General features: G+C 69.9%; 14 protein-coding genes and 1 tRNA gene. 7 read left to right on the forward strand and 8 right to left on the reverse strand.

The annotated features are described in order from the left end of the window. Window positions 1–24: 24 nt before the first annotated feature. Window positions 25–3,498 (reverse strand): L-tyrosine/L-tryptophan isonitrile synthase family protein, encoded by a 3,474-nt coding sequence (locus AB0I53_RS00370; RefSeq protein WP_358594108.1) that lies wholly within the window; start codon window positions 3,496–3,498, stop codon window positions 25–27. Window positions 3,499–4,030: 532 nt separating this feature from the next. Between AB0I53_RS00370 and AB0I53_RS00375 the strand changes: the two genes are divergently transcribed. Continuing rightward, entirely contained in the window at window positions 4,031–4,609 is a 579-nt protein-coding gene (locus AB0I53_RS00375) for a TetR/AcrR family transcriptional regulator (RefSeq protein WP_358568496.1), read from the forward strand. Here the strand turns inward: AB0I53_RS00375 and AB0I53_RS00380 are convergent. After that, window positions 4,579–5,757: an amino acid deaminase/aldolase gene (locus AB0I53_RS00380; protein ID WP_358594110.1), complete on the reverse strand. Its 1,179-nt coding sequence runs from the start codon at window positions 5,755–5,757 to the stop codon at window positions 4,579–4,581. The two genes, AB0I53_RS00375 and AB0I53_RS00380, sit on opposite strands and share 31 nt — an antisense overlap. 85 nt (window positions 5,758–5,842) lie before the next feature. Between AB0I53_RS00380 and AB0I53_RS00385 the strand changes: the two genes are divergently transcribed. Continuing rightward, complete coding sequence (locus tag AB0I53_RS00385; RefSeq protein WP_358594111.1) at window positions 5,843–7,153, forward strand: D-arabinono-1,4-lactone oxidase; 1,311 nt, start codon at window positions 5,843–5,845, stop codon at window positions 7,151–7,153. 7 nt (window positions 7,154–7,160) lie between these two features. Here AB0I53_RS00385 and AB0I53_RS00390 read toward each other — a convergent pair whose 3' ends face one another. The 6 genes from AB0I53_RS00390 to AB0I53_RS00415 all read right to left on the reverse strand — a co-directional run bounded on the left by AB0I53_RS00390 (window position 7,161) and on the right by AB0I53_RS00415 (window position 11,913). Next, on the reverse strand, window positions 7,161–7,817 hold the full coding sequence (locus tag AB0I53_RS00390) for an SDR family oxidoreductase (RefSeq protein WP_358594113.1): 657 nt from the start codon (window positions 7,815–7,817) through the stop codon (window positions 7,161–7,163). A gap of 155 nt (window positions 7,818–7,972) precedes the next feature. After that, window positions 7,973–8,605 (reverse strand): hypothetical protein, encoded by a 633-nt coding sequence (locus AB0I53_RS00395; protein ID WP_358594606.1) that lies wholly within the window; start codon window positions 8,603–8,605, stop codon window positions 7,973–7,975. A 336-nt stretch (window positions 8,606–8,941) separates the two neighbouring features. Beyond that, window positions 8,942–9,730, reverse strand: a complete 789-nt coding sequence (locus AB0I53_RS00400; RefSeq protein ID WP_358594114.1) for an IclR family transcriptional regulator — start codon at window positions 9,728–9,730, stop codon at window positions 8,942–8,944. Window positions 9,731–9,938: 208 nt separating this feature from the next. Beyond that, the gene (locus AB0I53_RS00405; protein WP_358594116.1) at window positions 9,939–10,706 is read right to left on the reverse strand and encodes an alpha/beta fold hydrolase; all 768 of its coding nucleotides are present in this window, start codon (window positions 10,704–10,706) and stop codon (window positions 9,939–9,941) included. Between the two features lie 18 nt (window positions 10,707–10,724). Then, the gene (locus AB0I53_RS00410) at window positions 10,725–11,171 is read right to left on the reverse strand and encodes an HD domain-containing protein (protein ID WP_358594117.1); all 447 of its coding nucleotides are present in this window, start codon (window positions 11,169–11,171) and stop codon (window positions 10,725–10,727) included. A 659-nt stretch (window positions 11,172–11,830) separates the two neighbouring features. Continuing rightward, window positions 11,831–11,913: transfer RNA gene (locus tag AB0I53_RS00415), tRNA-Leu, on the reverse strand. A 211-nt stretch (window positions 11,914–12,124) separates the two neighbouring features. On the opposite strand from AB0I53_RS00415, the gene AB0I53_RS00420 reads away from it, so the two are divergent. From AB0I53_RS00420 to AB0I53_RS00440, 5 genes are read left to right on the forward strand one after another with little or no spacing between them, the layout of a single operon-like run. Then, complete coding sequence (locus AB0I53_RS00420; RefSeq protein WP_358594119.1) at window positions 12,125–13,480, forward strand: FhaA domain-containing protein; 1,356 nt, start codon at window positions 12,125–12,127, stop codon at window positions 13,478–13,480. Between the two features lie 44 nt (window positions 13,481–13,524). Next, entirely contained in the window at window positions 13,525–13,989 is a 465-nt protein-coding gene (locus tag AB0I53_RS00425; RefSeq protein WP_132479402.1) for an FHA domain-containing protein, read from the forward strand. Next, window positions 13,986–15,371 (forward strand): PP2C family serine/threonine-protein phosphatase, encoded by a 1,386-nt coding sequence (locus tag AB0I53_RS00430; protein WP_358594121.1) that lies wholly within the window; start codon window positions 13,986–13,988, stop codon window positions 15,369–15,371. The genes AB0I53_RS00425 and AB0I53_RS00430 overlap by 4 nt, the downstream gene beginning before the upstream one ends. Continuing rightward, window positions 15,371–16,780, forward strand: coding sequence for an FtsW/RodA/SpoVE family cell cycle protein (locus AB0I53_RS00435; RefSeq protein ID WP_358594123.1), 1,410 nt, complete (start codon window positions 15,371–15,373; stop codon window positions 16,778–16,780). The genes AB0I53_RS00430 and AB0I53_RS00435 overlap by 1 nt, the downstream gene beginning before the upstream one ends. After that, the gene (locus AB0I53_RS00440; protein WP_358594126.1) at window positions 16,777–18,231 is read left to right on the forward strand and encodes a penicillin-binding protein 2; all 1,455 of its coding nucleotides are present in this window, start codon (window positions 16,777–16,779) and stop codon (window positions 18,229–18,231) included. Before AB0I53_RS00435 ends, AB0I53_RS00440 begins: the two co-directional genes overlap by 4 nt. Window position 18,232: the final 1 nt, after the last annotated feature.

An 18,232-nucleotide genomic window follows, 5' to 3' on the forward strand; every position in this document is an offset into this window, starting at 1 on the left:
CTGCAGAAACGCTGCCGCGTTCGGTCACTTCCGGCGGAGGCGGGCCTTCGCGGCGAAGTCCGGGTCGAGCCGGATTCCCGGCGGGGTCCGCGTTCCTCTCGGGGCCGGGACCGCCGCGCCGATCGCGCCCGTCAGATGGGTTCGCTGGGACGGGACCATCAGCCACGGCTGGCGGGGGCCGAGCAGCGGCGAGTACACCGGCACGAAGCCCTGGTCCAGCAGCGAGATCGCGAAATCCACCGCCACATTGCCGCGGTCGTCGAGCACTCCGGTGCCCTGCCAGGGCAGCAGGCCGGATCCGCCGAGGTAGGTGAACCCGAGGCAGCCCTTGCGGACCGCGCTGAGCGTCAGCCGCACCCGGTTCGGGAACATCTGCTCGTAGCCGAACTCCTCGTCGACCTGCATCGTCGCCATGTAGCGGAGCACCGTGTGCCACGCCCGGCGCAGCACCGCGCAGCGCGCCTGGCGCACCTCGGCCGACACGCTCTGGTCGGTCACGTTGTAGATGTCCGCGTAGACCGCCGTGGACCACTCCAGCCGGTCCGTGCCCGCGGGCACCACGACCGGCACCGAATACACCAGCGACATCAGGATTTCCCGGAACAGCCCGATGACGTGCGGCGCGAACTCGCCCATCGCGGCGGTGCGCAGGTGCACGAGTTCCAGGGTCCGCAGCGGGTTGTCGGTGATGTCGAAGGACCGCAGCGACTCGGCGAGCAGCCGGCGGTAGCGGGCGACCCGCGCGGCGTGCTCGGCCTTCAGGCCGGGCAGGCCCAGCCGCTGCTCGGCGACCGCGTCGATCTCCCCGACGGTGGTCCGGTCGCCGATGCCGACCAGGTCGACGTACTCGCGCAGCTTCTTCTGGTACGCCTCGGTGATCGCGTGCGGGCGGGTCCGGAAGTGCCTGCCGTCGGTGAGGATGTTGAAGTGCAGGCCTGGCCGGTGCACTGCGCTGACCGCCCGCTGGAGCTCCCGCAGCCGCGCCATGGCACCGAGTTCGGCGAAGTCCGGCAGCGGGCCGCCGGCCTTGAGCCGGTTCAGGCACTGCTTGACCGGGAAGCCGAGCAGCACCACCTCGATGGGCTCGCCGCGGCGCACGAACGGTTCGGCGTCACGCCGCAGGTCGGCCGGTTGGTAGTTGGCGCGGGAGCCCTTGATGAACTGCTTGCGGGTGAACACGTGGTGCAGCGCCGCCAGGACCTGCTCGGGTTCGCTGCGTTCGTCGATGCCGAACTTCGCGACCGCGCTGCGCCCGGTCCGCGCCGCCGCCCGGTCCGCGTCGGACAGCACCGAGTCCACAATGGATAACGACTCCTGCTCTGTCAGGTGCACGGCCCAGCGCTGCGCCAGGCGGTTCTTGCGCAGCGCGCCGATCTGCAGTTCTTCCAGCGAGTGCGTGTTGGACAGCCGCTGACCGCTGCGCGTTCCGGGGCGCGGCGTGGTCTCGAAGGTGGCGATCACCGCGGCGGCGTCGACCACCGGCTGCGTCGGGAGGCGTTCGGCTGCCAGGCCGGGAATCTCGACGGCGACCGGGAGCGCCCCACCGAACTCCTTGGTCATGGCGATGCGGTTCGCCAGCTCGTCGTCGAAGACCGCCACGACGTCGACCTCGCCGAGCTCGCGGAGCTTCTCCACCTTCAGCTCGGAGCGCGGTCGGCCGCCGTCCTCGGACAAGCACAGCAGAGTCGCGTCCGGCACTCCGGCGGCGGCCAGCACCTCCTCGGTGTGCTCGCGGAACCGCTCGCGCCGGCCGGTGCAGAACACGACCCGCCCGCCGGCGTCCTGCACGTCCCAGACGAACCGGGCCAGCCCGGCGTTCACGCTGTCGGTGCGCAGCTTTTCCCGCAGCCGGGCCAGGAACGCGCGGGTGAAGTCGGCGCGCACCTCCTCCCAGTCGACCGACGGGTAGCGCTCGCGCAGCCCGCTGAGCGTCACGAAGTTGTGCCAGGTGGCGGCGGCGTGGGTCGGCAGAACCGGCAGCGTGCCGGGCCCGGCCAGCTCCAGGATGCCGCCCGGCGCACCCGGTCGCGGCCCCGAAACCGAACGGGCGGCGTCCAGGATCCGCTGCAGCGGCACGAGCCCGCAAAGGTCGACGTCGATCACGACCGCCGGCTGCGGCAACCGGTCGTCCCAGCGGCGCCGGCGGGTGCGCTGCTGGACCCGGTCCAGCACCGATTTCAGCACCGCGTCCTGCGCTTCCGGCACGGTGTGGACGTAGCACTGCAGCGGTTGTTCGCCGGAGAGCAGTTCCGCGGTGCGCGGCGCCAGGAAGCGCAGTTCCTCCGCGATCACCCGGTCGACGGCCCGCCGCACCCGGCTCTCCCGCCGCTCGGATTCGAGGCGGCTGAATCCGGCGCTGAGCTCGTCGAGGGTCTCCACCAGCGCGCGCACTCCCGCCGACACCTCGGCGCGGGTCGGCTCGTGGCTCACCCGCAGGTAGTCGGTCACCACGATCCGGCCGGTGGCCTGCAGTTCCGGCGAGAGCTCGAAAGCGATCCCGGCCCCGCCCAGGGCGAACAGCCCGATCCCGTGCGCGTCGAGGGCCAGCCGGAAGGTGCGCAGCAGCGGTCGGACGAAGTGCTCCAGGAAGTACTCGAGTTCGCCCTCGCGCCGCTCGAAGCGGTTGTCGAGCACCACGCGCAGCAGTCCCGGGGTGCCGTCGTCCACCGGCTGCAGCAGCGTGGCCAGATCGGCCGCGATGGTGCCGCCGGGATGCGTCGGGTGGGCCGGCGCGGGCTCGGCGATGCGGGTCAGAGCGGCCGAACCGGTGCCGGTGTCCACCACGGCCGCGGGCACCGGCTGGGTGGCGCAGTGCATCCGCAGGTCCGGATCGGATTCCACAATGGACGAAAGTCGTTCCCAACCGCGCAGCTGGCGCAGGGCGCGCTCGCGGGGACCGGCGGCCTGCAGCTGCACGGTGCGTTCCGGCCCGCTGACGGTGATCCGCTCCGCCGGGAACGGCACGCTGCGGTTCGGGCCGAGCACCGCGGTGAGGCAGTCTTCGGCGAGCTGCCGCCGGGTCGAGGTCAGCAGGTCCGCGCGGTCGGCGGGCAGCGGCACCGATCCGCCGGTGTCTCGGTCGGCGGCCAGCGACCGGGTCAGCCGGTGCAGCCACGCCGGGTCGAACACCCGGCGGGTGCGACGCAGCCGGACCAGGGCGCGGTAGAGATCGGACCAGTTCGGGTCGTGCCCCAGCGGGAGCCCCGCGCCGGCCCCGGCACCGCTGAGCTGCAGCGATCCCCGGGCCGACCGCTCGACCCGCAGGCCGTAGCCGCCGGCGGAGAGCAGGTCGTTCGCGGCCGGAATGGTCAGCGGGTGCCACAGCCCGGGCGGCACGTCCGCGGCCGTGCGGGGCGGGCCCGCCGGGGCGGCGAGCTCCGGGGTCAGTCGCGCGGTCACGGGGCTGCGGTGCGCGTCGTGCGCGTGGCAGCCGAACAGACACGGGTACCGGCGGCAGGTGTGCCACCGCACCCGGCTCTTCCCCCAGTCGATGTCCACCTGGAAAGAAGAGCACGTGGCACGGCGGGAAAACGAGGGGCGGCCGGGCAGTAACCCACGATGACCTTTCTGTCACTGAGAATGACGACTCGGATCACACTAGATAGCGACCGCGCGCGCTGACAACATGACTCACTGCATATACCAACGGTGTAACGCGAAAAGATTCGCAGGTCAGAGACGTACCCGAGAAGCCCCCAATGACCAACCGAGGGGGTCTGGTCAAGCCATCAACAAAGAAATCACCCGAACGACTGATACCGTCCCCGGCATGTCCGGAGCGCACGACCGCCCGCGGGCCGGGAAACTGTGGACATCGCCGGTGCCGGGGAAAACCCCCGCGACCAGCCGGTGAACCAGACCGCCGAGTCGAACTCGGCACCATCTCCCCCAGGGCTCCCCTGAAAGAGAATCAACGGTCGTGGTCGGCAAGATGGTCAGTGAACATGATCAAGGAGTCGCCTTGCCTGCCGAAGTAGCCCCGTTGCGCCGGAAGCCGGTCCAGCAACGCAGCGCACAACGTGTGGAGAAGATGCTCTCGGCCTGCGCCGAGCTGATCGACGAGGTGGGCTATGACGGTTTAACAACCACGCTCATCGCCGAGCGGGCCGGCGTCGCGGTCGGCTCGCTGTACCAGTTCTTCCCGGACAAGCGCGCCGTGGTCCAGGAACTCACGCTGCGCAACCTGGATCGCTTCGTGCGCACCGTGTCGGCCCGGTTCGACCAGCTGGAGCTGGCGCACTGGTGGGACGCGGTGGACGCGGTCTTCGACGTCTACCTGACGATGCACCGCGAAGTCCCGGCGTTCAGCAGGCTGCACTTCGGCGACGTGGTCGACCTGCGACTGCTGGATCCGAGCAAGGACAACAACGCGGTGATCGCGGAGAAGCTCACCGGGCTGATCGCCGAGGAGTTCAGGCTCGACCCTGCGGATCTGCTGCTGCCGCTGGCGGTCGCGGTCGAGGCGGCGGATGCGGTGCTGCACCTGGCTTTCCGGCGTGATCCCGCCGGCGAGCCGACGCTCGTCGCGGAGGCGAAGGAACTGGTGCGCGGCTACCTGTCCAACCGGATGCCCGAAGGTCAGCCGAAGGATCTGCCTTCGCCGCGATAGGTCGGCACGGTGGCGGTCAGCCGATCGGCCGCCACCAGGTGGTAGTGGGCGAACCGCTCGGCAGGCTCACCGGCCTTGGCGTGCCGGAACCACACCCGGTCGCCGAGCCGGAGCCGCCCGGCCGCCGCCCCGACCACCGGCGTCTGCACCTCGCCGGCGCCCTCGGTCGCGAGCAGCCGGAGGCCGCCCGGCGAGTGCGGCACGGGCACCCGATCCGCGCCGACCGGGCCGGAAGCGAGGTAGCCACCGCCGAACAACGTCGCGATCCGCGCGGTGGGGCGGTGCACGACGGGCAGCGCGTAGAACACCGCCGGCCGAGGCCGGAAGGCGCGGTAGCCGTCGAACAGCGTCGGGCCGATCAGCCCGGAGCCGGCGGCCACCTCGGTGACGGCTCGTTCCGCGGCGGTGCCCTCCAGACTTCCGGTGCCACCGCCGTTGACGAACTCCAGCGGAGCCAACGACCGCACCGCGCGCACCACGGCGGCCCGGCGTTCGGCGAGCTCGGCGGCCGACCGGCGCTGCATCCAGCGCAGCGCGGCGGCCTTCATCGGCCGGCCGTGCGGCGCGTCGCCGAGCCCGGCGATCTGGCCCTCGTAGGCCATCAGTCCGACCAGGCGAAAACCCTTGCGGCGCAACACGGATTCGGCGAGCCGGCGAGCCTGCGCGACGGTGTGCACCGGAGAACGCCGGGTGCCGACGTGCAGGCCGGGCAGCGGCCGCCAGGCCGCGTCGACCTCCAGGCAGAGCCGGATGACGGGCCGGTCGGGGCCGAGCGCGGCGTCGATGAGGTCGAGGTGGTCGACGGAGTCGACCATGAGCGAGATCGACGCGGCGGCGGCCGGGTCGGCCGCGAGGTCGCGCAGCGCCGCGCGGTCGACTGTCGGGTAGGCGACGAGGATGTCGTCGCTGAGGCCTTCGCGGTGCAGCCAGATCGCCTCGGCCAGGCTGTAGCACATCAGCCCGGCGAAGCCCGGAACTCGCAGTACCCGGTGCAGGAGTTCGCGGCAGCGCACCGACTTGGTGGCCACCCGGATCGGCCGCCCGGCGGCCCGCCTCGCCAGGTCGGCGGCGTTGTCGTCGAACGCGTCGAGGTCGACCACCGCGAATGGTGGGTCGAGCTCGTTGGTGATCTCGTCGAAACGGCGCACGGCGACAACAGTAGGCCGAAAACTCTTGTTATGTGAATCTCATTCACATAATTTCTCCGCGACGACACCCGAAGGAGGGTTGGCGATGCAGCGTTGGACCAACTGGGCGGGCACTGCCACCGCCACCCCAAGCGCCCTGGTGGCACCGCGCGACACCGAGGAGGCCGCGGCGGCGATCCGCGACGCGGCGCGCGGCGGCGGCACAGTCCGGCCGCTGGGCACCGGACACTCGTTCTCCGGCATCGGCTCACCGGACACCGGCTGCGCCCTGGACCTCTCGCACTGGTCCGGGATCGTGCACGCCGACCCGCACACCGGCCTGGTCAAGGTGCGCGCCGGCACGCCGCTGCACCGGTTCAACGCCGAGCTAGACGGGCTCGGCCTGGCGATGGCGAACCTCGGCGACATCGACCGGCAGACCATCGCCGGCGCCATTTCGACCGGCACCCACGGCACCGGCGCCGGGCTCGGCGGCCTGGCGACCCAGGTCGAGGAGCTGGAACTGCTGCTCGCCGACGGCACCGAGAAGCGTTGCTCCGCCACGGAGAACCCGGAGCTGTTCGCCGCCGCCCGGCTCGGGCTCGGCGCGCTCGGGGTGATCACGACCGTGACGCTGCGCTGCGTACCGGCGTTCTCGCTGGTCGCCGAGGAAGGGCCGGCGCGGCTGGACGACGTGCTGGACGGCTTCGACCAGCTCGCCGCCGACAACGACCACGTCGAGTTCTACTGGTTCCCGCACGCCTCGAACACGCTGGTCAAGCGGAACAACCGGCTGCCTGCCGGGCAATCGCCGCGGCCGCTGCACCCGATCCGGCACTTCCTGGAGTACGAGGTGCTGGAGAACCGGCTGTTCGGCGCGGTCTGCCGGCTGGGGCGCGCGGTGCCCGCGTCGGTGCGGCCGCTCAACCGGTTCTGCGCCGCGACCTGGTCCGCGCGTTCCTACAGCGACAGCTCGCACCGGGTTTTCACGACGCAGCGCAACGTCCGGTTCGTCGAATGCGAGTACGCCGTGCCGCGGGAGGCGCTGCGCGAGGTGCTCCAGGAGCTGCGGGCCGCGGTCGGCCGGCTCGACGATCCGGTGATGTTCCCGGTGGAGGTGCGGGTCGCGGCGGCCGACGACGTGTGGCTGTCGACCGCGTACCAGCGCCCGTCGGCCTACATCGCGATCCACCAGTTCCGCGGAATGCCGCACCGGCGCTGGTTCGACGCGTTCGAGGACATCGCCGGTGCCACCGGCGGGCGGCCGCACTGGGGCAAGATGCACCGGCTCGACGCCACGGCGCTGCGCGAGCGCTACCCGCGCTTCGACGACTTCCGCCGGGTGCGCGCCGAGGTCGACCCCACCGGGGTCTTCCGCAATCCGTACCTGGACCGGGTTCTCGACGCCTGTGGATAACTCCGCGTCAGGTGAGGGCCGAACGGACGGCTTCGGGGATCGGAGTTTCGCCGTTGACGACCTCCAGGGCACGCCTGGACGCGGCCGGCTCGTCGAGCAGCGCGAGCAGCACCGCGGCGACGTCGGCGCGGGTCACCTCGGCCCGGTCGACCGACGCGGCCAGCGTGACGCGGCCGGTGGGCGGATCGTCGGTCAGCAGGCCCGGCCGCAGGATCGTCCAGTCCAGCGGCCGCGGCCGGAGGTCCTGCTCGGCCGCCCGCTTGGCGTCCAGGTACGCGCCGAACACCGGGTCCACGTCCGGCGGGTTCGGCCGCGTCGTGCCCAGCGAGCTGACCTGCAGGAAGCGGCGAATTCCGGCCCGCTCGCAGGCATCCGCCAGCAGCGCTGAGGCCGCGCGGTCCACGGTGTCCTTGCGCTGCGCGCCGCTGCCCGGCCCGGCCCCGGCGGCGAACACCGCGGCGTCCACATCGGACAGCAGAGCGGCGAGCTCGGCGGCGTCGAGCTGCTCCAGATCGGCCGGCTGCGGCTGCACTCCATCGGCGCGGAGATCGGCGGCGTGGTCGGGGTTCCGGATGAGCCCGAGCACGGCATCGCCGCGTTCGACGAGCATCGCCCCGAGGTGCCGCGCGATCTTCCCGTGCGCCCCGGCAATCACGATTCGCATGACGTCCAACGTAGGCCACACGCGCCCGCACAGCCTGTGGACAACTGGCCACAGGCTGTGGACAACTCGGCTCGTCGGTCGTGAGTGCGTAGCCGGGTGGCGCGCCCGATTGCGCTACGCACTCACGACCCGACCCCAGGGGCTGGCTTCGGGGTTCAACGGCGGGACGGAGCGGGGGCCTCCGTCGCGAGCAGCTGCTGGTACACGATCTCGTTCACCCAGCGGGACACCGCGGTGTGCTCGACCGGCGGAGCGTCGTCGAAGCACCGCCCGTCCAGCTCCACCTGCACGTCGTCGCCGTCCGCGCTGAGCACCGCGATGCCGAACTGGCGGGCACGGATCAGGCAGGTCGAGGTGAAGTCCGGGGCCACCGCGACGTTGCGCGGCACCACGATGGCGGCGCTGGCGAACCGGGCGAACGGCACGGCGGCGGTCAGCGCGCTGCGCCAGTGCCGGGCCGGGGCGAGCACGCCGGTGACCCGGGCCGCGGGCGGCGGAACCCGCCCGTCCATCTCCGGCCACACCCAGGTGGCGATCTCGGCGCGGTCCAGCACCGGCCCGCTGCCGAAGCACAGCCGCTCGGCGTGCGCGTCGGGGAGCAGTTCGGCGGTCGCGATGATCTGCCGCCCGAGCAGCTTCACGGGCGGCAGCACGCTGCCCGCCCAACCCAACGTGTCCACCGACCGCTGGGCGAGCCGGCCCATGGAAGCGGCGAGCCCCAGCGGGGACCGAAGCTGCGTCGTCGAGCAGGCTCGGAGCTCGTCCTCGGTCCAGGCACGTCCCGGCATTCCGGTCACGGCGTTCCGCCTCCCTCACGCACTGCGCTTGCACTCCGCGGCCTCCGACAACGGGGCCACTGCCGACTTAAACAGCTCGGAGCGGGTTTTGCGCTGCTCAACGGGGGTCCCTGCGACCGGCGGCGGGCATCGGTCGGTGACTGGTCGACGAATGACATCAGGACTTCAGCCCAGCGATGCCGCCATTCAGGTGATGCCGGTACGGCGCCTGCCAATCGGGTTTTCCGCGACCAGCCAAGCCCATTTCGGCCACCTTCGCAAAACGACCAGCGGAGCCCGCTACTGGACCAGCCAGTGGAGCAGTAAGTGGGTCGGCCGGTGTGACCGTCAGTGCGACAGCAGGTCGAGGTTGATCCGATCCTGCTCGACGAGCCGCTGGCGGATGCCTTCCGCGGCCGGCAGCAGCGGCTTGACCAGCTTCGAAACCTCGGCGCGGACGCTGTGCGCCACCACCCCGAGCGCCGCGACGACCACGCCGTCGGCGTCGTGCACCGGGACCGCGACGGAGCAGTTCCCGAGCGTCATCTCCTCGTTGGCCTGCGCGAATCCGCGGCTTCGCACGGTCTGCAGCTCGCGGCCCAGCCGACCAGGCTCGGTGATGGTGTAAGCGGTGTACCGGGACATCCCGCGTTCGCAGTACTGGTGCATCACCGCGCTCGGCGCATGCGCGAGGAGCACCTTGCCGACGCCGGTCGAGTGCAGCGGCAGCCGGCCGCCGCTGCGCGAGATGATCGGCACCGCCCGCGGCGTGGTGAGCTTCTCGACGTACACGACCTCCATCCCGTCGCGGACCGCGAGGTGGACGTTGTCGTGGGTGTTCTGGCACAGCTCCTGCATGTACGGCAGGGCGATCTCGCGGAGCCGGCTGTTCACCGGAGCCAGCAGCCCGATCTCCCACAGCCGCAGGCCTATCGCGTAGCGGCCTTCGCCGTCGCGCTCCAGCGCGCCCCACATCTCCAGCTCGCGGACCAGCCGGTGCGCGGTGGCCAGCGGGATCTCCGCGCGCCGGGCGATGGCGGTGAGGGTGAGCCGGGTGTGGTCGATGTCGAAGGCGGTGAGGACGCTGAGCGCCCGAGCCGTGACCGACCGGCCAGGATCCCGGCTATTGCCCGCCATGACTTCCTCCAGTGCAGGTGCTGTCGCCGAACTCTTCTGCGTCGCGGTGCCGTAGCGGAGCAAGCTGCGAGGGCGGGCTGGGCGGCTGCGAGGACATCCACATGCCCGCCTCCGGTTTCGACCCGGACGATGCGCAAAGCCCAGCACAGTCGGCGGCTGTCGCCAAGATCTGTTTTACGTCGCACCGACGAGGTATCGCCAGCGATCATCAGGCGAGGCCGAGCAGCTCGGTGAACGCCTCGGCCTGTTCGACGTTCGCCAGGTGCGCGGCGTGCGGAAGCACTTCCAGCCGGGCGTTGGCGCCGATCCCGGCGACGATCGCGGCGCTGTGCTCCGGCGGCGTGGCGGGATCTTCGGCCCCGGCGACGACGAGCGTCGGCGCGGTGATGGCGGGCAGGTCGGCGCGCAGATCAACGCGGCCGATCAGCTCCGAGCACAGCGCGTACGCCTCGTCGTCGGTGCTGGCGATCATCGCGGAGTAGATGGCGGTTTCGACGTGCCACTCGCGGAAGTACGAGGTGAACCACCGCTCGATGGTCGGCGAGACCAGCTCGTTGGTGCCGTGCTCGCGGGCGGCGGTGGCCCGGTCGAGCTCGACCTGCTTCTGCCCCAACCAGGCTGAGCTGCAGCAGATGGTCAACGCCTCGATGCGGTCGCCGGCGTGCGCACCCAGCCACAACCCGATCATCCCGCCGAGCGAGGAACCCATGAACGAAGCCCTCGGCACCGCCAGGTGGTCGAGCAGCGCGAGAACGTCGGCACCGAGGCCGGCGGGCGTGTAGGGGCCGGGCAGCACCGGGGATTCGCCGTGCCCGCGCTGGTTGTACCGAACCACGCGGTACGCGCTGTTGAGCGCGTCGAGCTGCGGATCCCACATCTCCCAGGTGCAGCCGAGGGCGTTGGACAGCACGAGAACGGGAGCGTCGGGATGCCCGGTCTCCTGCCACTCCAGGCCGAGTTGTTCCCACCGAGTCACGGAAGTCCTCCCGTCAGCTCACAACCCGAGCAGCGACCGCATCCGCGCGTACTTCCGTTCGAGCCGCTCCCGCGTCGCCGCGTCCAGCACGGCCAACCGCGCGGGATCGGCGTTGTGCGCCAGATCGGCCTCCTTCACCAGCAACGCTCCAGGAGTTCCCAAGATCCGGGCCGCGTAGTCGCCGGGATCCTCGCCGGCCCGCTTCGTCACAGCCAGCACGATCGCCTTGGTCTCGGGCAACAGCGGAGCGGCCAGCAACCACTCCTCGGAAAGAGCGTCGTCCTCGACGGCATCGTGCAACCAGGCCGCGGCGACCTGCGCATCACTGCCGCCCCGGGCCTGAACACCGGAGGCAACGGCGGCCAAGTGCTCGACGTAAGGCCGCCCGGCCTTGTCGACCTGCCCGAGATGTGCGCGAGCGGCAACGGAAGCAACCTCATCAAGCCCCAGAACCGGACCGACCACACGGAAACCGTACAACCGAGCGCAACGAAGAAACCTGTTCGCTGTCCGCTGAAGAAGAACCCGACCCCAAAGCCCCAAACCCCCCAAACCACCCGCAGAAGAGAGGGCCGACGAACGAAAAACCCAACAACGAGCAGGAAAAGCGACCTTCACCACACCCCGAGCACAGAAAGGCGAAGTTTCCGCTGGTCACGGGGCCGTGAGCGCTTTGGAGCGCTACAGCAGCCCAAAACACTCACGACCCGGCACCGGCAGGACCAGCAGAGCACCAAGAAAGGAAAGAAGCGCCACAAAACCCGCCACCAAAGAACCCGACAAGCAAGCAGCGAGAAGCCGGCCAGCCGAGGAGCGCGAAGCACGCGACGAGGAAAACGAGGCGAAGAAGGCAAGCCACCGGAGAGAAACGACGAAGAGCAGCAAGGACCGAGACACGAAGCCAGGCAAGGAGCCAAGCGAAGAGCCAAGCGAAGAGCCGAATAAGGAGGAAGGAAGCGACGTACCCCACAGGCTGGTCGCTGAGCAGGCCGGGAACGCCCGGAAAGGGAGGAGCACCACGAGAAGCGCCCACCGCACCGTGGGGGTCTGCGGGGGCTCGGCCCCCGCAAAATAATAAGGAAGGCCCCTCCCGGCGAAGCATGAGCCGGGAGGGGCCTTCCGAGTGGGCGAGGAGGGAGTTGAACCCTCACGTCCTTTCGGACACACGGACCTGAACCGTGCGCGTCTGCCATTCCGCCACTCGCCCGTGGCTGGCTGGAAGCTTACCTTGCTCACTTCCGGCCCTTGGCACCGGGGTCGCTTTCGCTTCCCGCTGCCCTGTTGGCGAGAAGAAGATTAGCACGGGCTGACGAGGGGGTTCGGCGGGGGGTTGGACGAGTTGGGAACAGGGCGGTGTCTTGACCCGTTGGCCCAGATACGATGGTCGCTAGGAGTCGTACGCGTGAAGGGATTTTGCCGTGGGCCTCGTGCAGCGCTTTGAGCGCCGACTCGAAGGCATCGTCGGTAACGGCTTTGCGCGCGTGTTCGGCGGAAAGGTCGTCCCTCAGGAGGTCGCCCAGGCTCTGCAGCGGGAAGCCGAGCTGCAGGTTCGGGAGCTCGCCGGGGGACGGTTGCTCGCTTGTAACCACTACGTTGTGCAACTGAGCCCGTCCGACCACGATCGACTCACTGGTGATGAGGCCCGGGTGACCGACCTCCTCGCCGACTGCGTTCAGGAGCATCTCACCGAGCAGGGGTGGGACACATATGGTGACGTCGTAGTCTCCCTGGAGCGCTCTGAGACGCTGCACACGGGACAGTTTCGAATCAGCTCGACCGTCGACCCCGACGTGACTCGACGGCCGGCACAACCGCGTACCGCAGGAGACCGACCCATGAGCCAGCCACCAGGCCACTACCCCCAGGGAGATCCGTACAACCAGCAGGGGCAGTACGGCTACGACCAGGGTTACGGCCAAGGCCAAGACCCCAACTACGGCTATGGCCAGCAGCCGCAGCAGCAGCCCGGTTATGACCAGGGTTACGGCCAGCAGCAGCCCGGTTACGACCAGGGCGGCTACGGCCAGCAGCCGCAGCAGGGCTATGACCAGGGTTACGGCCAGCCGCCTCAGCAGGGCTACGACCAGGGCTACGGCCAGCAGCAGCCCGGTTACGACCAGGGCGGCTACGGCCAGCCCGCCGGTTACGACCAGGGCTATGGCCAGCAGCCTCAGGGCTATGACCAGGGTTACGGCCAGCCGCCTCAGCAGGGCTACGACCAGGGCGGCTATGGCCAGCCCGCCGCTTATGACCAGGGTTACGGTCAGCCGCCGCAGCAGGGCTACGACCAGGGCTACGGCCAGCCGCCGCAGCAGGGTTACGACCAGGGCTACGCGCAGCCCGGTTTCGACCAGGGCTACGGCCAGCAGCCGGGCGGGGCGTACCCGCAGTCCGGCGGCTTCCCGGACCAGGGCTACGGCCAGCAGCCCGGCGGTGCCTTCCCGCAGAGCGGCGGTTTCGCCGCGGGCGGCCCGCGCGCGCAGATGACCGCGACGCTGCACCTCGACGACGGTTCGAACCGCTCGTACACGCTGCAGCACGGCTCGAACATCATCGGCCGGGGCCAGGAGGGTCAGTTCCGCCTGCCGGACACCGGTGTGTCGCGCAAGCACATCGAGATCACCTGGGACGGCCAGAGCGCGATGTTGGCCGATCTCGGTTCGACGAATGGCACCACGGTGAACGGCACGCCGGTGCAAACTTGGCAGTTGGCAGACGGCGACGTGATCAGGGTGGGCCACTCGTCCCTGATCTTCCGGGCTCAGCAGGCCTGAGCGCGGAATCCGCGTCCGGACACGAGTAGGAGCGTTCACAACAAGTGCCAGAGCTGGTGATTCAGCTGACCAGAGCAGGGTTTCTCGCCCTGCTCTGGTTGTTCGTGCTGGCTGCGCTTCGCGTGGTTCGCTCGGATCTTTACTCGGCGTCCGGGATGCGGGTCCCGATTCCAGGTGCGAGTCGGCTCCCGGGCAAGCAGGCCCGGGGCAAGAGCAAGGCGCCCCGCCAGATGGTGGTGACGCACGGCGCTCTGGCCGGCACGCGCATCTCCCTGGACGGCCGGCCGATCCTGATCGGCCGCGCCGACGACTCCACGTTGGTCCTCGACGACGACTACGCGTCGACACGACACGCGAGATTGTCACTTCGAGGCTCCGATTGGTACGTGGAGGATCTAGGCTCCACTAACGGCACATACCTCGATCGGGCGAAGGTCACGGGGCCGACCAAGGTCCCGCTCGGCGTTCCGATCAGAATCGGCAAGACGGTGATCGAGCTGCGCTCATGACCCTCGTCCTTCACTACGCAGCCCGCAGCGACCGCGGCCTGGTGCGCTCCAACAACCAGGACTCGGTCTATGCCGGCCCACGACTACTCGCCCTCGCGGACGGCATGGGTGGACATGCCGCCGGTGAGGTCGCCAGCAAGGTCGTCATCGCGGCGTTGGCGCCGTTGGACGACGACGAGCCGAGCGATGACCTGCTCGGGCAGCTCCGCGGTGCGGTGCTGGCCGGCAACGGTGCGATCGCCGAGCTGGTGGCCAACGACCCGGACCTGGAGGGGATGGGCACCACGCTCACCGCTGTGCTGTTCGCAGGCAGCAAGCTGGGCTTGGTGCACATCGGCGACTCCCGGGCCTATCTGGTCCGCGGCGGCGAGCTGACCCAGATAACCCACGACGACACCTTCGTGCAGTCGCTGATCGACGAAGGCCGGATCACCGAGGAGGAGGCCGCCAACCACCCGCAGCGCTCGCTGTTGCTGCACGCGTTGACCGGCCACGAGGTGGAACCGAGCCTGGCGATCCGGGAAGCCCGCGCCGGCGACCGCTACCTACTCTGCTCGGACGGCCTGACCGGGCCGGTGAGCACCGAGACGATGGCGGAGGCGCTGCGCATCCCGGACCCGCAGCAATGCGCGGACCGAATGATCGAGCTCGCCCTCAAGGGCGGTGGTCCGGACAACGTGACCGTGATCATCGCCGACGTCGTCGACGTCGAGTTCGGCGACGACGCCCCGATCGTCGGGGGCGCGGCGGGAAATGGCGATGAGCATCCGCAACCCGATTCGTCGGCGGCGCGCGCATCCGCGGTGACCATGCCGCGGCCGCAGCCGCAGCGTTTCGAGCCCACCTCACCCCCTCCGGAGCAGCCGCGCAAGCGTCGCTGGCTGCGTTCGCTGTTGGTGATGTGCGGCGTGCTCATCGTGTTGGCGGCAATCGCACTGGTCGGGCGTTGGTGGGTGCTCAACCAGTACTACATCGGCGCGAACCGCGCCGACGAGGTGGTGATCTACCAAGGCGTGCAGGGCAGCATGCTGGGCGTTTCGCTGAACTGGCAGGTCGAGACGTCCTGCCCGTCGGATTCGGCACAGGACTGCACGCCGATCAAGGTGACCGACCTGCAGGAAGCGCAGCGGCCGGACGTCCGCAACGGCATCACTGAGGTCAACGGGCTGCAGGAGGCCCGCGACGCGATGCGGCGGCTTCGGATGACGGCGCTGCTGCCGGAATGCCAGCAGCCGGAACCCCCGTCGCCGCCGCCGCCACCGGTGACGCAGCCGCCGCCGGGGCAGCCGGGCCAGCCTCGGCCGCCCGAGTCCACTCCGGACGCCACCCCGCTGCAGACGGAGGAGCAGAAACCGGGCGTGACCTGCCGGATGGTGAGTTGATGGCACAACCGGCCGCTACGACCGGAGCTGCCAGCGGGGCCCCCCGAGTCGATACTCGGCGGGGCACCGAGCTGTTCATGCTGGTTTGCTCGGCGGTGATCGTCACCTTCGCGCTGATCCTCGTGGAACTCGCGCAGGAGCAGACGATCTCCCGGGAGCTCTTCTACTACGGGTTCGCGTTCCTCGCGCTCTACGGCGCGGCGCACTTCGGCGTGCGCCGCTGGGCGCCGTACGCGGACCCGCTGATCCTGCCGCTGGTGTCGCTGATCAACGGGATGGGCCTGGTGATGCTGCACCGGCTCGACCTGGCACCGGTGGTGGGCGCCCCGTACACGCCCAAGCAGATCGTGTTCACCACGGCGGGCGTGGTGCTGTTCATCCTGGTGCTGGTGTTCGTCAAGGACCACCGGACGCTGGCGCAGTACGGCTACACCTGCGGTTTCGTCGGGTTGGCGCTGCTGGCGCTGCCCGGCCTGCTGCCGGCGAGCATCTCCGAGGCCAACGGCGCGAAGCTGTGGATCAACCTGGGCTTCGTGTCCATCCAGCCGAACGAGTTCGCCAAGCTCCTGCTGCTGGTGTTCTTCGCCTCGTTCCTGGTGTCCAAGCGGGAGCTGTTCACCACGGCAGGCAAGCGGTTCCTCGGCGTGGACTGGCCGCGCCCGCGGGACCTGGCTCCGGTCATCGCGGCGTGGTTGCTGTCCATCGGCATCGTCGTGCTGGAGAAGGACCTGGGCACCTCGCTGCTGTTCTTCGGCATCGTGCTGGTGATGATCTACATCGCCACCGAGCGCGCGGTGTGGGTGTTCCTGGGCCTGTCGATGTTCGCGCTCGGCTGCGTCATCGCCTTCAACCTGTTCGACCACGTCCAGGCCCGGGTGAACACCTGGCTGGACCCGCTGTCCGAGGGGCCGGCGAACGACCAGCTGCGTTCCGGCCTGTTCGGCATGGCCAACGGCGGGATCGGCGGCTCCGGGCTGGGCTCGGGCATGCCGAACCTGACCCCGTTGTCGTTCAGCGACTTCATCATCCCGTCGCTGGCCGAGGAGCTCGGCCTGACCGGGCTGATGGCGCTGCTGATGCTGTACCTGCTGCTGATGATGCGCGGGCTGCGCAGCGCGCTGGCGGTGCGCGACTCGTTCGGCAAGCTGTTCGCCGGCGGCCTGTCGTTCACCATGGCGCTGCAGCTGTTCGTGGTCACCGGCGGTTCCACCGGGCTGATCCCGATGACCGGTCTCACCGCACCGTTCCTCGCCTCGGGCGGTTCGTCGATGCTGGCCAACTACATGCTGATCGCGCTGCTGCTGCGGGTCTCCGACGCCGCGCGTCGCCCGCAGGCGCCCGCGAAGCCGAAGCCCAAGCAGGCCCCGATCGCGGAGGCACATACCGAATTGGTGGAGCGTCCCCGATGAACAAGCCGCTGCGCCGGGTGGCGCTGGCGATGATGGTGATGGTCGTGCTGCTGATGGGCAACGCGACGTACGTGCAGGTCATCCAGGCCGATGAGCTGCGCGACCACGCGCTCAACAAGCGGACGCTGTACGAGGAGTACGCGCGGGAGCGCGGGCAGATCACCGCCCACGGCCAGTCGCTGGTCAGTTCGGTCGCCAACGAGCACGACCGCTTCAAGTTCCTGCGCACCTACCCGAACGGGCCGGTGTACGCGCCGGTGACCGGGTTCTACTCGTTCTACTACGGCTCCAACGGCATCGAGCGCGCCGAGGACAAGATCCTCAACGGCACGGACGACAGCATGGCGTTCGGCCGGCTGTCCGACATGATCACCGGGCGCGAGCCGCGCGGCGGCAGCGTGGAGCTGACCATCAACCCGGCGATGCAGCAGGTCGCCTACGACCAGCTGACCAAGAAGGGCTTCCAGGGCTCGGTCGTGGCGCTGAACCCGTCGACCGGCGAGATCCTGGCGATGGTCAACGCGCCGTCCTACGACCCGAACCCGCTGGCCGCGGTGGACAACAACGCCGTCGCCTCGGAGTGGAACAAGCTGGACGCCGACAAGGACCGGCCGATGGCGAACCGGTCGGTGTCCGAGATCTACCCGCCCGGTTCGACGTTCAAGCTGATCACCACGGCCGCCGCGCTGGAGAACGGGTACAACCCGAACAGCACGGTCGAGGACGCCGCGTCGATCACGCTGCCCCAGAGCAGCACGCAGCTGCCGAACTACGGCGGCAAGCAGTGCGCGGGCAACACCCTGACCAAGGCGCTGGCGCACTCCTGCAACACCGCGTTCGCCAAGATCGCCGGGGAGCTCGGGCCGGACAAGATGCGCGAAACCGCCGCCGCGTTCGGCTTCGGTCAGGACCTGCAGATCCCGATGACCGTCGCCAAGTCGGACCTCGGCCCGATGGCCGACTCGGCCTCGCTGTACCAGAGCGGCATCGGACAGCGCGACGTCCGCGTCACGCCGATGCAGAACGCGATGATGGCCGCCGCGATCGCCAACGGCGGCAAGCTGATGAAGCCGCAGCTGGTGAAGGCGACCCGCGCCCCGGACATGTCCGAGCTGGACACCCTCAAGCCGGAAGAGATGAGCGAGGCCGTCTCGCCGGAGGTCGCCGCGATGCTGCGCGACATGATGATCCAGTCGGAGAAGAACACCAAGGGCGACGGCAAGATCTCCGGCGTCGAGATCGCCTCGAAGACCGGTACCGCCCAGCACGGCGACGCCAAGGACCAGCCGCACGGCTGGTACGTCGCGTTCGCCCCGGCGGAGAACCCGTCCATCGCCGTCGCGGTGATCGTCGAGAACGGCGGCGACGAGGGCACCGAGGCCACGGGTGGCTCGATCGCCGCCCCGATCGGCCGCGCGGTCATCCGGGCCGGTCTGCAGGGGGGTGGCTGAC

The organism is Saccharopolyspora sp. NPDC050389 (genome assembly GCF_040655595.1).
Taxonomy (GTDB): domain Bacteria; phylum Actinomycetota; class Actinomycetes; order Mycobacteriales; family Pseudonocardiaceae; genus Saccharopolyspora.

Coding starts and splice junctions, on each gene's coding strand:
- AB0I53_RS00395 (WP_358594606.1), bottom strand. CDS start 8,605: ATGCCGGGACGTGCCTGGACCGAGGACGAGCTCCGAGCCTGCTCGACG.
- AB0I53_RS00440 (WP_358594126.1), top strand. CDS start 16,777: ATGAACAAGCCGCTGCGCCGGGTGGCGCTGGCGATGATGGTGATGGTC.
- AB0I53_RS00375 (WP_358568496.1), top strand. CDS start 4,031: ATGCTCTCGGCCTGCGCCGAGCTGATCGACGAGGTGGGCTATGACGGT.
- AB0I53_RS00430 (WP_358594121.1), top strand. CDS start 13,986: ATGACCCTCGTCCTTCACTACGCAGCCCGCAGCGACCGCGGCCTGGTG.
- AB0I53_RS00385 (WP_358594111.1), top strand. CDS start 5,843: ATGCAGCGTTGGACCAACTGGGCGGGCACTGCCACCGCCACCCCAAGC.
- AB0I53_RS00400 (WP_358594114.1), bottom strand. CDS start 9,730: ATGGCGGGCAATAGCCGGGATCCTGGCCGGTCGGTCACGGCTCGGGCG.
- AB0I53_RS00435 (WP_358594123.1), top strand. CDS start 15,371: ATGGCACAACCGGCCGCTACGACCGGAGCTGCCAGCGGGGCCCCCCGA.
- AB0I53_RS00390 (WP_358594113.1), bottom strand. CDS start 7,817: ATGCGAATCGTGATTGCCGGGGCGCACGGGAAGATCGCGCGGCACCTC.